A 16,548-nucleotide genomic window follows, 5' to 3' on the forward strand; every position below is an offset into this window, starting at 1 on the left:
TCGCAACACAATTAAAAACTTTAAATCATTGCAAAAGTATGAAATTTATTTCACACACAAGGCATTATATGCCTAATGTTAACCTAAAAAAAACATATAACATCATGAGACTATCTGTTGTACTATGTATGCTCAGCTTATTTTGCGCATCCGCGAAAACGGGTTACTCTCAAGTAGCGGAAATATCATTGAATCTGCACAATGTTACTATCTCGGAGGCGCTTGAAGAGATCAAGCACCAAAGTGAATACTCTTTTTGGTATAAGAATGATGAGATTAATCTTAATGAGAAGATCTCTGTGAAGGCTAATAAGCAAAGTATCAACCAAGTATTGCATGGCATTCTTGGTAAACAAGGTTTGTCTTATACAATCGATGATAAACATATCATAATCTACAAGAAAAATGAACAGCCTCGGATGGTCCAACAAGATGGTAAAATTACAGGTATCATTACCGATCAAGCGAATGTACCCATCATTGGTGCAAATGTTATCGTAAAAGGTTCCTCTATAGGTAGCATATCCGATATGAATGGGCATTTCAGTTTAGATGCGTCGGAAAAGGATATACTTCTGATATCTTATATCGGTTACATGACTAAAGAAGTAAAAATAGGCAAGCAACGTTCCCTTAAAATCCAACTGACTGAGGATACCCAAAATATTGATGAGGTTGTTGTCATTGGCTATGGTTCTGTGAAGAAGAGTGATTTAACGGGTGCTGTATCTTCTGTTAAAACAGCTGAATTACAGCAAACGCCCATGACTTCTATCGATCAAGGTTTAGTCGGTCGAGCCTCTGGTGTGCAAGTAATCCAAACCTCTGGTATGCCGGGAGCCGTAGCCTCTATTCGGGTACGTGGCAGTAGTTCTTTGCAAGGTGGAAACGAGCCTCTATATGTTATCGATGGTTTCCCTGTTTATAGTGGTAGTGGTTTCGGTAATACGGGTGGTAAGACACAGATGAGTGGTTTGTCTACAGTGAATCCATCAGATATTGAGTCTATAGAGATCTTGAAAGATGCCGCCGCCACGGCGATCTATGGAGCACGTGCGGCGAATGGTGTCGTATTGATCACAACAAAAAGCGGTAAAAAGGGACGGGATATTATCTCTTTTGAGGCAAGTTTTGGAATATCAAACGTATCCAAAAAGATAGATGTCATGAATGCGCAAGATTATGCGAAATTAGTGAATGAGGCTTATGCAAATGATGGATTGAAACCCTATTATGATGCTACGGCTTTATCTGAGATCGCAAAGATCGGTAATGGGACGGATTGGCAAGACGAGATCTTTCGTGGAGGAAGTACGCAAACATATCAATTAAGTTTTTCGGGTGGTGACGAGAAGACACAATATGCGATATCAGGCAATTATTTGAATCAAAAGGGAATTATTGAAAATTCGGACTTTAAACGTTACTCGATCCGTCTAAATTTAGATCGCAAAATATTTAAGAACTTCAATGTCGGAACCCATATGACAGCAAGCCATACGATTAATAATGCGGTAGCTACTGATACGGGAGGAGAAGATGGCGTTGTTTCCGGTGCGATTAAGATGAATCCGATACAGCCTGTTTTTGAGGATGAATTGACTGGCGCATATACGCAGGTCAATGTGCCGGGTACGTTGTACCGCAATCCTGTGGCGACAGCTAAAGAGCAAAAATTCAACAATGCTACATCTCGCCTGTTAGGTGATATCTACGCTCAATGGGAGATTATTCCGGATCTACGCTTAAAGGTATCTCTGGGTACGGATATCATGTATCATAAAACAAATAGATATACCCCCTCCAATATCTATCAGTCAGGAGGTGTGGCATCTGCTTATGTAGGTGTAAATAAAAGCATAAATTGGTTGAATGAAAACACATTGACATGGAATAAGACATTTGCGGAAGATCATGATTTGAGTTTGTTGGGTGGCTTCACAATGCAAAGAAACAATAGGGAATATGTCATGGCTTCCTCTTCTAATTTCGTGAATGATGTGATGCAATGGAATAATTTAGGAGCCGGTTCCGTTTACAATAAACCGGAATCAAATGCTACACAATGGAGCTTGATGTCTTATTTGGCACGTGTGAACTATACATTGAAACATAAGTATCTATTTTCTCTAAATGCTCGTGTTGATGGCTCTTCCCGTTTTGGCGCGAATAATAAATATGGATTCTTCCCTTCCGCATCCGCAGGATGGCGTATATCCGAAGAAGCTTTTATGGAATCAGTAAAAGAAACGATTTCAAACTTGAAGTTAAGAGCCAGTTATGGTTTTACGGGAAATACGGAGATCGGAGTTTATGAGTCTCTTGCCACACTAGGTACAAGCAATTGGATTCTGGGTAATCAATTGGTATCTGGATTTTTCCCGAATAAGATACCTAATCCCGATTTGAAATGGGAGCGTACTGGACAGTTTGATGTCGGTTTGGATCTTGGATTATTCAATAATCGGTTACGTGTAACTATGGATTACTACAAGAAGAAAACAACCGACCTTTTATATAATGTAGCGATTCCTTATACCTCTGGTTATGATACCATGCTGAAAAATATCGGAAGCTTAGAGAATCATGGTTATGAGTTATCAATAGAAAGCGATAATTTGACAGGTCCTTTTAGCTGGACAACAGCGTTTAATATTTCTTTCAATAGAAATAAAGTGCTTGAGTTAGGAGGAGAAGAGTATAAAGAGATGGCAGAAGGTGACGGACACTTAAAAACAGGATCTGTGCGTCGCTTAATTGTTGGTGAGCCTGTCGGTGTTTTCTATGGATATCGTTTTGATGGCATTTTCCAAAATGAGGAAGAGTGCAAACAACAAACTTCCTCGGCTGCGCCCATAGGAGTGGGTTTACGGAGATATAAGGATTTGAATGGAGATGGTAAAGTTGATGCTGTTAATGACCGGGAAATATTAGGAAATGCGAATCCGAAGTTTTTTGGAGGTTTAACGAATACTTTTGCTTATAAGGGATTTGAACTGAATGTATTCTTGCAATATTCGGTTGGAAACAAGATCCTTAATTATAATGCGATGGAACTGGAGACTCCTACCGGTGGACAAAATGCTTATGCGGACATGGTAAATCGTTGGACACCAGAAAATCCCAGCAATATTTATCCAAAGGCAACAACAAATAGAAATGTGTTGGTAAGCGACCGATTTATAGAAGATGGATCCTATCTGAAACTAAAAACCTTGTCTCTTTCTTATAGCTTCCCGAAAGTAAATATCAAACATATCCAAGGGCTACGTATATATGTGACCGGACAGAATTTGTTGACATGGACGAAGTATAGAGGATATGATCCGGAAGTTAGTTATCGTGGTGCTTCAACGCTTGAAAGTGGAGAGGATTTCGGAGGTTATCCCCAATCTCGTACGTTTATGCTCGGTGTAAAGTTAGATATTAAGTAACTCTTAAATTGTATAGTCATGAAAAAAATCATAATATGCAGCTGCATATCAATAATCGCATTATTCAATACACAATGCTCATTTTTAGATGAAAAGCCTATAGATAGGTTGGTTGTAGATAATTTTTACACAAGCCAGAAAGATGCACAAGCGGCGGTTGATGCGACTTATCAACAGCTTAATAGCATTTATAGCCGTGCTATGTATATGCTATGTGATCTGACATGTGACGGAATGAAGAATGGTCTAGGAATGCCAAATGCCTTTTTGCAAAATTTAGAATTTCTGCGTCATACACCCGAGAATACATTTATCAGGGATATGTGGAAAAATAATTATATGGGGGTTATGAAAGCAAATGCCGCGATTAATAATATTCCATCCATTACAATGAATCCTGATTTGCAAAAAAGATTTATCGCAGAGGCTAAATTCTTGCGCGCCCTTTATTATTTTAACTTGGTTCGCTTTTTTGGGGATGTTCCATTAATAACTCAATTGGAAAATATTGATGACGCAATGGGACCAAGAGTCTCGAAAGAGCAGATCTATGAGCAAATCATATCAGATCTGACAGAAGCAGAGAATAGTCTCCCATTTCCTTCTGAATATAAGATTACGGATGCTGGACGAGCAACCAAAGGTGCCGCAAAAATCTTATTTGGAAAAGTCTATTTGACAAAAGGCGATTTTGCTAAGTCGAAGGAAAAACTAGCGGAAGTAGTAGAGCAGGAAGGTGCTTATGGATATGGTCTGCATACGAATTATGGGGATAATTGGAACTTGGATACTGAAGTTGGGAAAGAAGCTGTGCTTTATATAGAATATAAACCAGACCCATTTCCTCACAATGATGAGATGAGCTTGACAGGCCCGAAATATTCTATACCTGAAACTGTTGGTGTAACAGGTTCGAATGAAGCTGATATTCCAACAATGGAGTTAAATAATGCTTTTAAAGAAAATGACAAGCGGAAAGCTGTGAATTTAAGGACTCATTATACGAATCCTACAAATGGAAAAGAATTAATATCAAGCATTCCTTTGTTTGGCAAGTATTGGCAAGAGGGTATAACTGCCATTAAATTCTGTGAAATCAATATGCATATCATTCGTTATTCAGATGCCTTGCTTATGTATGCTGAAGCATTAAATGAAATCGGAGAGTCCGCAAAGGCCCACCAAATTCTTAACCGTGTTCGGGAACGTGCGTTTGGAGATTCCTCTGGGAATTATTCGGGCTTGTCCAAAGATGCATTTAGGGAAGCAATACTGAATGAGCGTTTTTTGGAATTTCCGATAGAAGGGCATCGTTGGTTTGACTTAGTTCGTACAGGTACATTTATAAAACGGATGAAAGAGCATAGTGCATACGAAGCGAAAGTTGCCGAAAAAAATAAGACGGATATCGCTAGTAACATAAAAGATCACATGACTCTAATGCCTATTCCTCAACGAGAATTAGATTTGAATCCTGAGTTAACTCAAAATCCGGGTTGGGACTAATTATGAATTCGGAGCTGTATATTTTACAGCTCCAAAATAATTCTTTTCTATGGATGCAAGATTTAATAACACGCTGTTGGCATTGACTATCGCAAGTCAATGTCTAGCAGGACAGCCTGAAAATCAGAAAGCGGAAAATACTTCTTCTGGTATAAAGCCTTTAAATGTCGTTTTCATTCTTTCGGATGACCATCGGTATGATTATATGGGATTCATGGGAACTATCCCTTGGCTGGAAACACCCAGTATGGATCGGATGGCAAAAGAGGGAGCGCATATTAAAAATGCGTTTGTCACGACTTCTCTCTCCTCACCCAGCCGGGCTTCTATATTGACAGGTATGTATTCGCATAGTCATAAGGTTGTTGATAATACCGCCCCTCTTCCCGAAGGGTTGATCTTTTTTCCTCAATACCTGCAAGAGAACGGATATAAAACAGCTTTCTTTGGAAAATGGCACATGGGAAATGACTCGGGTGCTCCCCAGCCAGGATTCGACCATTGGGAAGGATTTAAAGGACAAGGAGAATATTATAACCCCCGTATTAATACAAATGGAGAATGGATTCAGTATAAAGACAGTACCTATGTTACGGATTTGTTAACTGAGCATGCGATCCTGTTTATGAAGAATCAGAAACAAGCGGATAAACCATTTTTCGTTTATTTATCTCATAAGGGCGTACATGATAATTTCTCTGCGGCAAAACGACATAAAGATTGTTATAAAGACAAGGAGTTAGTATTACCTCAGACAATCAATACCCCTTATTATGGTGTTAAAGATTTACCGACTATTCATGAGGAAACCGGAAAAGCTGCTTCAGGAAAAGATTATTATGGAGAGAAAATGTCTCCTAATTGGGTTAAAAATCAAAGAGAAAGCTGGCATGGGGTAGATTATTCTTATCATGGTCGTCCTTGGGATGTTCAAGTCCGCAAATATTGCGAGACCCTGCGTTCCGTGGACGAAAGTATTGGCTCTGTCCTAGATTATTTAAAAGAGGCAGGATTGGATGATAACACGTTGGTGATTTATATGGGTGATAATGGCTTCGCATGGGGAGAGCATGGATTGATTGACAAGAGACAATTTTATGAGGAGTCTGTCCGGGTTCCTATGCTAGTTCGTTGTCCCGGCTTATTTGAAGGTGGTAAGGTTATAGAAAACATGGTGCAAAATGTTGATGTGGCTCCTACAATAATGGCATGTGCTGGTTTGGATAAGGCTAAGCAAATGGTAGGGTATTCTTTTTTGCCATTGCTTAGAGGAGAGCTGGTGGATTGGCGAGATCATATTTTCTATGAATATTATTGGGAATATGAATTTCCGCAGACACCTACGATGCATGGTATTCGTACCGACCGATACAAGTACATACGTTATCATGGGGTTTGGGACACGAATGAATTCTATGATTTACAAAATGATCCGTATGAAACAACTAATTTAATTGCAGAGCCTGAATATAAAGAGGTTATCAAGCAATTGAATGGTCGCATTTATGATTGGTTGGAATCTACGGATGGAATGAATATTCCTTTGAAACGAACTGTGAGACCTCATACGGATCATAGGAATCAAGGGAATTATTAATCTGTGAATGTATGATTCAAGGCTTGTCAAGTGAATAACTTACGGTTTGTCAAGCCGCAAGCTTGCGGCTACCCCCAGCCGTTAGCTTACGAGTTTGGAAGTGATAAGTTATTCACTTGGGAAGCCTTGTATTAGTCGTTTTATGAATCTTTTAAAGATTTGTTATTTAGAAGTTTAGTTGTAATAAATTAATACAAAATGTCATGAGATACAAATATCTTTTACTTTCAAGCATTTGTCTGTATGACCTTAGTGCCGTTCAAACAGCAATAGCACAGAATGGGGCACCGAATATTATCTACATCATGTCTGATGATCATGCTTCGCAGGCGGTAAGTGCTTACGGCGGCATCTTATCTAATATTTTGCCGACACCCAATATCGACAGGATAGCGCATGAAGGCGCTATCCTTCGGAATTGTTTTGTGACAAACTCGATAAGCACTCCTAGCCGTGGAGCGATTATCACCGGTCAATATAGTCAAAAGAATGGGGTTTATACCTTGCAAGATCCGCTGAATCCGGATCATCCCAATGTGGCTAAATGTTTGCAGCAGGCAGGTTACCAAACGGTCATCTTTGGTAAATGGCATTTGCACGCTGAACCTACCGGATTTGACTACTACAACATCCTTCCGGGACAGGGACGTTATATAGATCCACAATTGATAGAGAAGGGAGAATGGGGAGACGATCCAAGAGTGGATCACAAAGGTGGAAAGGTTTATAAAGGACATTCCACGGATGTGATTGGTTCCGAGGCTATCAAATATATGGAAAATCGAGATAAGAGCAAGCCTTTCTTTATGATGTGCCATTTCAAGGCTCCTCACAGACCGTGGACACCCGCTGAGCGTTTCAAGGATTTATTGAAAGATGTAACGATCCCGGAGCCGGAGAATTTATTGGACACATATGAGGGCAAGGGAGAGTATGCGGAGTTGCTACGGATGAGCATGGAGCATTTGAGGCAGACGGATGTGAAAACGGATATACCTACGGACATGAGCCGGGATGAGCTGCGTCATTGGGCTTACCAATTATATATCAAGGATTATTTACGCTGTATCGCTGGCATCGACGAGAACGTAGGGCGTATCTTGAAATATTTGGACGATAATAGCTTGGCTGAGAATACGGTTATCATGTATACGGGTGACCAAGGTTTCTTCTTGGGGGAACATGGTTGGTTTGATAAGCGATTGATGTATGAGGAGTGCCTGCGTATGCCATTCGTTATCCGTTATCCGAAAGAAATCAAACCCGGCACGGATAATAAGGATATAACATTGAACATCGATTTCGCTCCTCTATTTTTGGATTATGCCGGAGTGGACAAGCCTAGCCAAATGCAGGGAGAAAGTTTCCGCTCGAATTTGAGAAATGAGACCCCAGCTAATTGGAGACAGGCTATGTATTACCGCTATTGGATGAATGCAGATAACGACCATAACGTGACAGCCAACTATGGTATCCGTACGGATCGCTATAAATTGATATTCTATTATGGAGAGTCGTTGGGAATGACCGGGACCAAGAATGAGTCCAGAACTCCCGAATGGGAATTGTATGACTTGAAAGAGGATCCAATGGAAATGAAGAACCTGTATAACGACCCATCGAAAAAGGCGTTGATTAAAGAGTTGAAGACAAAACTATTGATGTTGAAACAACAATATGACGATGAGGATAGTAAATATCCGACTATGGCTGAGATAGCCCGGAAGTATTATTGGTGATAATTTCTGTTTTTTGTACGTTTGTGTAATTTTAAAATTTTGAATACATGAAGAATGCGATTAACTATGGGGTCTTCTTAGCCCCTGCCCTTTTATTCTCCGCATGCGGAACAGGGCAAAAAGAAGTGGCAGAGAAGCCGCTCAATATCATTCATATCATGACGGATGATCATTCGTATCAAACTATTAGCGCTTATGGACATGCGCTAGGTAAATTGGCTCCTACACCAAATTTAGATCGTTTGGCTGCGGAAGGTATGTTATTCAGGCAAGCCTTTGTAGAGAATTCTCTGTCTACTCCTAGCCGTGCTTGTTTGATGACCGGTCTTTATAGCCATCAAAACGGACAAAGACAATTAGGAAAAGGTATTGATACGACAAAAGTATTCTTCTCTGAAATCTTACAACAGCACGGTTATCAAACAGGTGTTGTCGGTAAATGGCATATGCAATGTGAGCCGAAAGGTTTTGATTATTATCATGTGTTATGGGATCAGGGAGATTATTATAATCCAGAGTTTAAAAGCAATGAATCGAATGGCAAGTATGTAAAAGAAGAGGGATATGCGACGACCCTTACGACCGATCACGCTATCGAGTTTTTGGAAGAGAGGGATAAGGATAAGCCTTTCTGCCTGCTGGTTCATCATAAGGCTCCACATCGTAACTGGATGCCGGATACGAAATATATGGATTTATATGAGGATGTAGAGTTCCCATATCCAGATACTTTCAATGATAATTATGCTACTCGTTGCGATGCCGCACGTACACAAGAGATGAGTATAGACAAAAATATGACTTTGGTTTATGATTTGAAGGTAGATGAGCTTAAAGATAAGGAGGCTTATAAAAAGGAATGGAATATTGGTGGTTGGGAGGCCTCTTTGGATCGTATGACCCCGGAACAACGGGAGGCTTGGATCGCTTCTTATAAGCCTCGTAACGAAAAATTCATTAACGAGAACCTGAAAGGTGAGGATTTGGTTAAATGGAAATATCAACGTTATATCAAGGATTACGTACGTTGCATCAAATCGATTGACGATGAGGTAGGGCGTTTGATCGCCTATCTGGAAAAAGAAGGGCTTATGGATAATACCGTGATCGTTTATACCTCGGATCAAGGTTTTTACATGGGTGAACATGGCTGGTTCGACAAACGTTTCATGTATGAGGAATCTTTCCGTACGCCGTTGATTATCCGTTATCCTGCTAAAATCAAGGCGGGAAGTGAATGTACGGCCTTAGTACAGAACATTGACTATGCCCCGACTTATCTGGATATAGCCGGTATCGAGAAACCTGATTATATGGTAGGAACTTCTTTAGTCCCCTTGTTTGGAGGCGAGACACCAAGAGATTGGCGTGAGTATCTATATTATCATTATTATGATTATCCAGCTATCCATATGGTACGTCGCCACGATGGCGTACGTGACAGTCGTTATAAATTGATCCATTTCTATGGAGAGAAGAATGAGCATAATGACGCGATTAATTGCAATGAGCTTTACGATTTGCAAAGTGATCCGAATGAGCTGAATAATTTATACGATAATCCGGAATATGCTGATATCCAAACTCGCCTGCAAGCACGTTTGGATAAGTTCCGTGTAGACCAGAAAGTTGACGAATATTAAGGTGCTAACTCTGTAAAATCATTTATTTTGTGTAAGTTTGGCGGATAGAAAGAATCATTCACCTAAAATACGATCGTGAAATGAAAATCAATTTATCCGCCAGATTTTTAATGCTGGCCCTGCTTTGTGGTTCTTGCGTATTGAACACGCCAAAGGAGGAGCTTGAATACAACGGAATGAATACGCTACAGATATCAAATGTAGATGATTTGATATCTTTCTACCAATATGCCGATGACCGAATTCCTTTAATTAGTGGACACCGAGGTGGACGGGGAAAAGGCTATCCTGAGAACAGTATGGAAACCTTTGAAAATACCCTCTCTTATACTCCTGCCACGTTCGAGATAGATCCGAGGTTAACCAAAGATAGTGTTATCGTCCTTTTCCACGATGATACACTGGAGCGTACCAGTAATGGGACTGGGAAAGTTTCTGATTATACTTGGGAAGAATTGCAAAATTTCCGTTTGAAGGATCCCGAAGGAAATATCACAAACTATCGTATCCCGACTTTAGAGGAAGCGATTCGTTGGGCCCGTGGAAAAACAATCCTAATCCTTGATAAGAAGGATGTTCCGATGGAGCGCACTGCTCAGTTGATTACCGATATGCAAGCGGAACCTTATGTAATGATTACGGTTCATGATGGTGCCTCGGCTCGTTTCTTTTACGAGAAAAATCCGAATTTCATGTTTGAGGCTTTCGTGAAAACGAAAGAGGCGGTTCAAGACTATGAGGATAACGGTATACCTTGGAATCATATCATGGCTTACGTAGGTCCGAAGATTACCCCCGAAGTCCGTGAGGTGATCGATATGTTACATGAAAGAGGTGTCATGTGCATGATATCTACCGCTCCCTCCGACGATAAACTATCCATACCCGAAAGTCGTGCTGAAGCATACCGTATGATCATCCGTCAAGGTGTGGACATCATAGAGTCTGACCGACCTATAGAGGTTGCTGAAGCGATCTCTAGCTTGATTCCGGTTAGCAGTTCCAAAGGAAAGTTTTTCTCTACACTATAAACATAATCAATATAAGACATGAACAAAGAACTAGAAATGACTCCCAACGTATTAGTGGAGTTTTTACAAAAGCCAGCGTCCGAGTTTACGAAAGAGGACATTATCCGTTATATCTATGAGAAAGATATCCAGATGGTTAATTTTATGTATCCTGCAGGCGACGGACGTTTGAAAACACTAAACTTTGTAATCAACAATGCGGCCTATCTGGATGCGATCTTGACTTGCGGTGAGCGTGTGGATGGCTCTAGTCTTTTCTCGTTTATCGAGGCGGGAAGTAGTGACCTGTATGTGGTGCCCCGTTTCCGTACGGCTTTCGAGGATCCGTTTGCGGAATTACCTACGCTTACCATGCTTTGCTCATTCTTCAATAAGGATGGAGAACCCTTAGAAAGTTCCCCGGAATATACCTTGCATAAAGCTTGTAAGGCTTTTCATGAGGTGACGGGAATGGAATTTGAGGCAATGGGTGAATTAGAATATTACGTAATCGCACCGGATGAAGGCGTTTTCCCTGCTACCGACCAAAAAGGTTATCATGAATCCGCTCCTTACGCTAAGTTCAATGAGTTCCGGACGGAGTGCATGCACTGCATAGCGCAAGCCGGGGGACAAATTAAATATGGTCATTCAGAAGTTGGTAACTTTACGTTAAATGGTTTGATCTATGAGCAAAATGAGATCGAGTTCTTACCATGTCCTGCGGAAAATGCAGCGGATCAATTGATGATCGCTAAATGGGCGATCCGCAATCTAGCGCATGAATATGGATATAACATCACTTTCGCTCCGAAAATTACGGTGGGAAAAGCAGGTTCCGGTCTGCATGTCCATATGCGTATCATGAAAGATGGCAAGAATCAGATGTTAGCGAATGGTATCTTATCCGAAACCGCCCGTAAGGCTATCGCTGGAATGATGTGCTTAGCTTCCTCTATTACGGCTTTTGGAAATACGAACCCAACCTCATATTTCCGCTTGGTTCCACACCAAGAAGCACCTACGAATATTTGTTGGGGAGATCGGAATCGTTCAGTTTTAGTTCGTGTTCCGCTAGGTTGGGCCGCAAAAACGGACATGTGTGCTTTGGCGAACCCATTGGAACCTGCCAGCCATTATGATACGAGCCAAAAGCAAACGGTCGAGATGCGCTCACCGGATGGCTCCGCTGATTTATACCAATTATTGGCAGGATTGGCAGTTGCGTGCCGCCATGGTTTTGAGATCAACGATGCTTTGGAGATCGCTGAGAAGACTTATGTAAACGTGAATATTCATAAGGAAGAGAATCAAGATCGCCTAAAGACATTGGATCAACTCCCAGACAGTTGCGCAGCCTCAGCCGCCCGTTTAAGACAACAGCGTGCTGTTTTTGAAAAATATAACGTATTTAGTCCGAGTATGATAGACGGCATCATCCATAAACTGGAATCTTATGATGACGCTTCTTTACGCAAGGACCTAGAGAATAATCCGGAAGAGATGTTGAAGCTGGTCAATACTTATTTCCATTGTGGCTGAAAATCCTTTTTATGGTTTCACAAGAGGGTGTGTCATGACACACCCTTTTTATGTCCTGCTTTCATCTCTTGAACTTTCCATTGTGTTTTTTTGAATATCCGAGCACAAAAGAGACCATAAATTAAAACGAAAATATTCTAGAGAAGAAAAAAAGATATAATAGTAAAAAAAACATGATAAAAAATTGTTATTTACAAATAAAGGCTTACCTTTGCCAACATCAAAACAAAATGATGTTATAAATTCATTTTGAAGTTATATGTTTTTCGAGTTTAACCTTGACTGTGAGCACAAAAGATTATCGCGAAGATCTTTTGAACGGTTGGATAGAGACGTCTATTTAGCCGTTTTTTCTTTTAGCCCTATCCAATAAAGCTATTCAGCTATTTGACAAATACAGCTTTATTTGTCACGGAGATTTTATATCCTTTTATTTTATGGATTACGAAATAACATACTGCATAAAAGCGGTATGTTGTATCGCACTATTATACAGTTGAGCAATGAATTATACATATAAACAAATATGGCTCATCAACTTTCCTGTAATGATGAGCATCTTAATGGAACAATTAATCAATATTACGGATGCTGTTTTCTTAGGCCACGTTGGAGAGATAGAATTAGGAGCGTCCGCTATCGCCGGATTTTATTATTTGGCGATTTATATGCTTGGTTTTGGGTTTAGCATTGGGTTGCAAGTAATGGTAGCTCGAAGGAATGGAGAGCAAGATTACAAGGAAACCGGCAAGACCTTTTTTCAAGGCTTATTTTTCCTTTTGGGATTGGCTATCTTTCTTTACCTTCTCATTCATACGGTTTCCCCATTTATACTAAAGAAGCTGATCGTTTCCTCGGATATTTATCGAGCGGTAATCCTATACTTGGATTGGCGTAGCTTTGGATTGTTGTTTTCATTCCCATTTTTAGCGATACGTTCTTTTTTAGTGGGGATAACGCATACAAAAGCTCTATCTTGGGCTGCTGCCATAGCGGTATTAATCAATATTCCTTTAAATTTTTATTTGATATTCACTAGGGAATTAGGAATCTCGGGGGCGGCAATTGCCTCTTCTTTGGCAGAGATGGGCTCCTTTATGATGCTTTCCTTCTATATGTGGATACGATTGGATAAAGAAAAATATGGGTTAAGGCCGGTCTATAATGGTAATTTACTTATAAAAGTCTTGAAGTTATCAACATGGAGTATGCTTCATGCGTTTATTAGTGTAGCCCCTTGGTTCTTGTTTTTCGTTTCAATTGAACATTTGGGAAAAATAGAGTTAGCAATTTCCAATATAACCCGGAGCGTATCGGCTATATTTTTTGTGATAGCGAATTCTTTTGCGCTTACAACAGGCTCATTAGTCAGTAATGCGATTGGTGCGGGAGAAGGGAAGGCACTATTTTCAATCTGTAGTAAAATTCTGAAATTAGGTTATGCCATAGGATTTCCCTTGGTTGCGATTGCTTTATTGTGTAATCTATGGATTATTGGTTTTTATACGAGTAATGAACTATTGATACAATTATAAAGTCCGCTACGGGAGAATCCGAAACACCAGTAGCGGTATAGGCTCCGAAAAACAGCATGAAAAGGACAATACCGGTTCCATCGTTTAGCATCGACTCGGCATCCACTAGCGTCGAGAAACGTTTACTGGTGCCTAGCTCTTTCAACAATGCGACAACGGCCACTGGGTCTGTCGCACTTATCAAGGCTCCGAACATCAATGCAAATGTCCAGTTCCACCCTTCATAAGAAGGGGCGAACGTTCCGATCCCTATCATCAAGGCAGCCGTCAGCAACATCGCAATAATGACACCCGGTACGGACAATATAGTGGCATTTGTCAATGTTTTTCGAAAGATATGCACGTCCAGTTCATAAGCAGCGTCGAATATCAAGATCGGAAGAAAAATATAAAGTATCATATCGGGATTAGCATTTCCGGCAAAATCGATCGATGATTTTAATATAGGAATGCTTTCTAACCAGCCTATCCGGTCAAACGTACCGATCAATAATCCAAAGGCAAATAGCCCGACCGTGTAAGGAAGAGGCATCTTTTTTAATCCGAATTTTAAAATCGCACCTCCCATCAACCCTATCAATACAGATTCACTATTTAACTGCAAGGAACTGGCAATTTTTGAGCCAATAGCGTTCGAAGATATATAATTGTTTAATAATGAGATATCTATGAGCTTTGTCCTATAAAAAGAGAATAAAATCTCTTTCATAGTGAAAAAATATTTCCAAAATGAAAGAGATACAGAAGGTTTATTTAAAAAACAGTCGTATGTCCTCTTCCGAAAACAATATAGCGGTATTGACTAGTGCCAAATGGGAATATGCTTGAGGAAAATTCCCCAGTTGCTCCTTGGTTTCAAAATCAATGTCTTCACTGAAAAGTCCCAAGTGATTTGAATTATGAAGCATTTCCTCAAACAGACTACGTGCTTCTTCTTTTTCTCCAATGACATAAAGAGCACGGATGAGCCAGAACGTACAAATAGTAAAGGCGGAAGAGGGGAGTCCGAAATCATCATGAGATTTATAACGGTACATCAACCCTTTATAAAGTAACGCATTCTTTATCGCTTGCACTGTTTTATGGTAGCGTATGTCTCTCGGATCGATAAATCCGTACGGTTCCATTAACAACAAGGACGCATCAAGGTCGGAATTACCGTAGGTTTGCGAGAAACTTTGCATCTCTTCTTTCCAACCGTTTTTCATGACATTTTCTTTGATTACGGTCGCTTCTTCCGACCAACGTCTCCGGTATGTCGGTTTGTTTAATAAATCTGCAATACGAGCTCCCCTGTCTAATGCGACCCAGCACATAACTTTGGAGGAAACAAAATGCTGTCCTTCTCCTCTAATCTCCCAAATGCCTTTGTCTGGTTTTTTCCAGTCAATCATCACATTCGTCAGGATACTTTTTACCATTTCCCACATATCTTCCACCTCGTCCAATGTACCGGGCATCAAACGATAGTATTGGTAGATCAGGTCCATTAAATAGCCGAACGAGTCATTTTGAAGCTGGTGGTAAGCATCATTACCGATCCGAACGGGTCGTGAGTTCTTATAACCGGAAAGATGTCCCAGAATAACTTCCGTCAATTTTCTTTCTCCGCGAATACCGTACATGATCTGGTAAGTATCGTGTTGAGAAACAAAAGTAGACTGGACAAATCTCATGAACCGCCTTGCGGCTTCCACATGGCCTATCTGGAACAAAGTTTCAATGGACATGGAGGCGTCGCGCAGCCAACAAAAACGATAATCCCAGTTACGGACTTCTCCGATCGTTTCCGGTAGGCTAGTTGTTATGGCCGCCAATACGGCTCCATTATAAAAAGACATCAATTTTAAAACTAGGAGACTTCGCTCAATGACATCGTTATAGACCGTAAACTTCTTGGTTCGGTCAGTCCAATTCAACCAATAAACCAGCGTCCGGCAGTATTCCAGTTTCTCACGCTCAATGTTGACAGGTATTACTTTCTCGTTATATGAAAGTAGCAAGAACTCGTCCTTAGCCAGTACGATTTCTTTCTGTTCCAAGATGTTGTGCAAAGGTAGTGAGGAATAAAGATATTGCCTATCTTTGCTGTTAGAAGTAGAGTAGGTCTCTATATATTCCGAGGTCGTGTTGAAAATTGTCTTTCCACGGGCATAGTCCGGAGCCGGCTCATAGTTGATTTTAAAACGGGGAGTACCTTTGATTCTGCGGATATATCGGTAGATCTCTGCCGGACGATAACAATTGCTCGCATCGCTCAGATGGTAACAAGGCATGAAATCTACAACGGCAAATTCATTTTCTTCTGATACGAAGTTGGTCGAAAGAATATTTGTATGAGGAACATACGATTGCGATATTTGATAATCCGGAGAAACCTCGAAGCCGAAATATCCCCCTTTCTCCCGATCGAGCAATGATGCAAAGATGGAAGGTGAGTCGAAGTTAGGGAAACATAACCAATCTATACTGCCTTTATCCGAAATCAAAGCCGCAGTGCAGCAATTTCCTATTACTCCGTAATTTAACTTGTCCATAAAAA

General features: G+C 40.5%; 8 protein-coding genes and 2 pseudogenes. 8 read left to right on the forward strand and 2 right to left on the reverse strand.

Features of this window, described 5'->3' with window-relative positions:
• The first annotated feature begins 128 nt into the window (after positions 1–128).
• The 8 genes and pseudogenes from ACYIA1_RS00650 to ACYIA1_RS00685 all read left to right on the forward strand — a co-directional run.
• Positions 129–3,434, forward strand: a complete 3,306-nt coding sequence (locus tag ACYIA1_RS00650; protein WP_057327965.1) for a TonB-dependent receptor — start codon at positions 129–131, stop codon at positions 3,432–3,434.
• 18 nt (positions 3,435–3,452) lie between these two features.
• Positions 3,453–4,940, forward strand: coding sequence for a RagB/SusD family nutrient uptake outer membrane protein (locus ACYIA1_RS00655; protein ID WP_122383112.1), 1,488 nt, complete (start codon positions 3,453–3,455; stop codon positions 4,938–4,940).
• Positions 4,941–4,989: 49 nt separating this feature from the next.
• Positions 4,990–6,537 (forward strand): sulfatase family protein, encoded by a 1,548-nt coding sequence (locus ACYIA1_RS00660; RefSeq protein WP_146376276.1) that lies wholly within the window; start codon positions 4,990–4,992, stop codon positions 6,535–6,537.
• A gap of 203 nt (positions 6,538–6,740) precedes the next feature.
• Positions 6,741–8,276 (forward strand): sulfatase family protein, encoded by a 1,536-nt coding sequence (locus ACYIA1_RS00665; RefSeq protein ID WP_480334035.1) that lies wholly within the window; start codon positions 6,741–6,743, stop codon positions 8,274–8,276.
• Between the two features lie 47 nt (positions 8,277–8,323).
• A complete protein-coding gene (locus ACYIA1_RS00670) occupies positions 8,324–9,919 on the forward strand; it encodes a sulfatase family protein (RefSeq protein WP_122383109.1) in 1,596 nt (531 codons plus the stop codon).
• Positions 9,920–9,999: 80 nt separating this feature from the next.
• Positions 10,000–10,950, forward strand: coding sequence for a glycerophosphodiester phosphodiesterase family protein (locus ACYIA1_RS00675; protein WP_480334038.1), 951 nt, complete (start codon positions 10,000–10,002; stop codon positions 10,948–10,950).
• A gap of 18 nt (positions 10,951–10,968) precedes the next feature.
• Entirely contained in the window at positions 10,969–12,471 is a 1,503-nt protein-coding gene (locus ACYIA1_RS00680) for a glutamine synthetase family protein (protein ID WP_121961338.1), read from the forward strand.
• A 503-nt stretch (positions 12,472–12,974) separates the two neighbouring features.
• A pseudogene (locus ACYIA1_RS00685) lies at positions 12,975–14,003 on the forward strand (MATE family efflux transporter); the annotation flags it as partial.
• Here ACYIA1_RS00685 and ACYIA1_RS00690 read toward each other — a convergent pair.
• Together ACYIA1_RS00690 and ACYIA1_RS00695 are read right to left on the reverse strand one after the other, a co-directional pair.
• A pseudogene (locus ACYIA1_RS00690) lies at positions 13,996–14,574 on the reverse strand (cation:proton antiporter domain-containing protein); the annotation flags it as partial. The pseudogenes ACYIA1_RS00685 and ACYIA1_RS00690 sit on opposite strands and share 8 nt — an antisense overlap.
• Positions 14,575–14,755: 181 nt before the next feature.
• Entirely contained in the window at positions 14,756–16,543 is a 1,788-nt protein-coding gene (locus ACYIA1_RS00695) for a glycoside hydrolase family 15 protein (protein ID WP_008772529.1), read from the reverse strand.
• Between the last annotated feature and the right edge of the window lie 5 nt (positions 16,544–16,548).

This window comes from Parabacteroides sp. KHUB-02 (assembly GCF_056640955.1).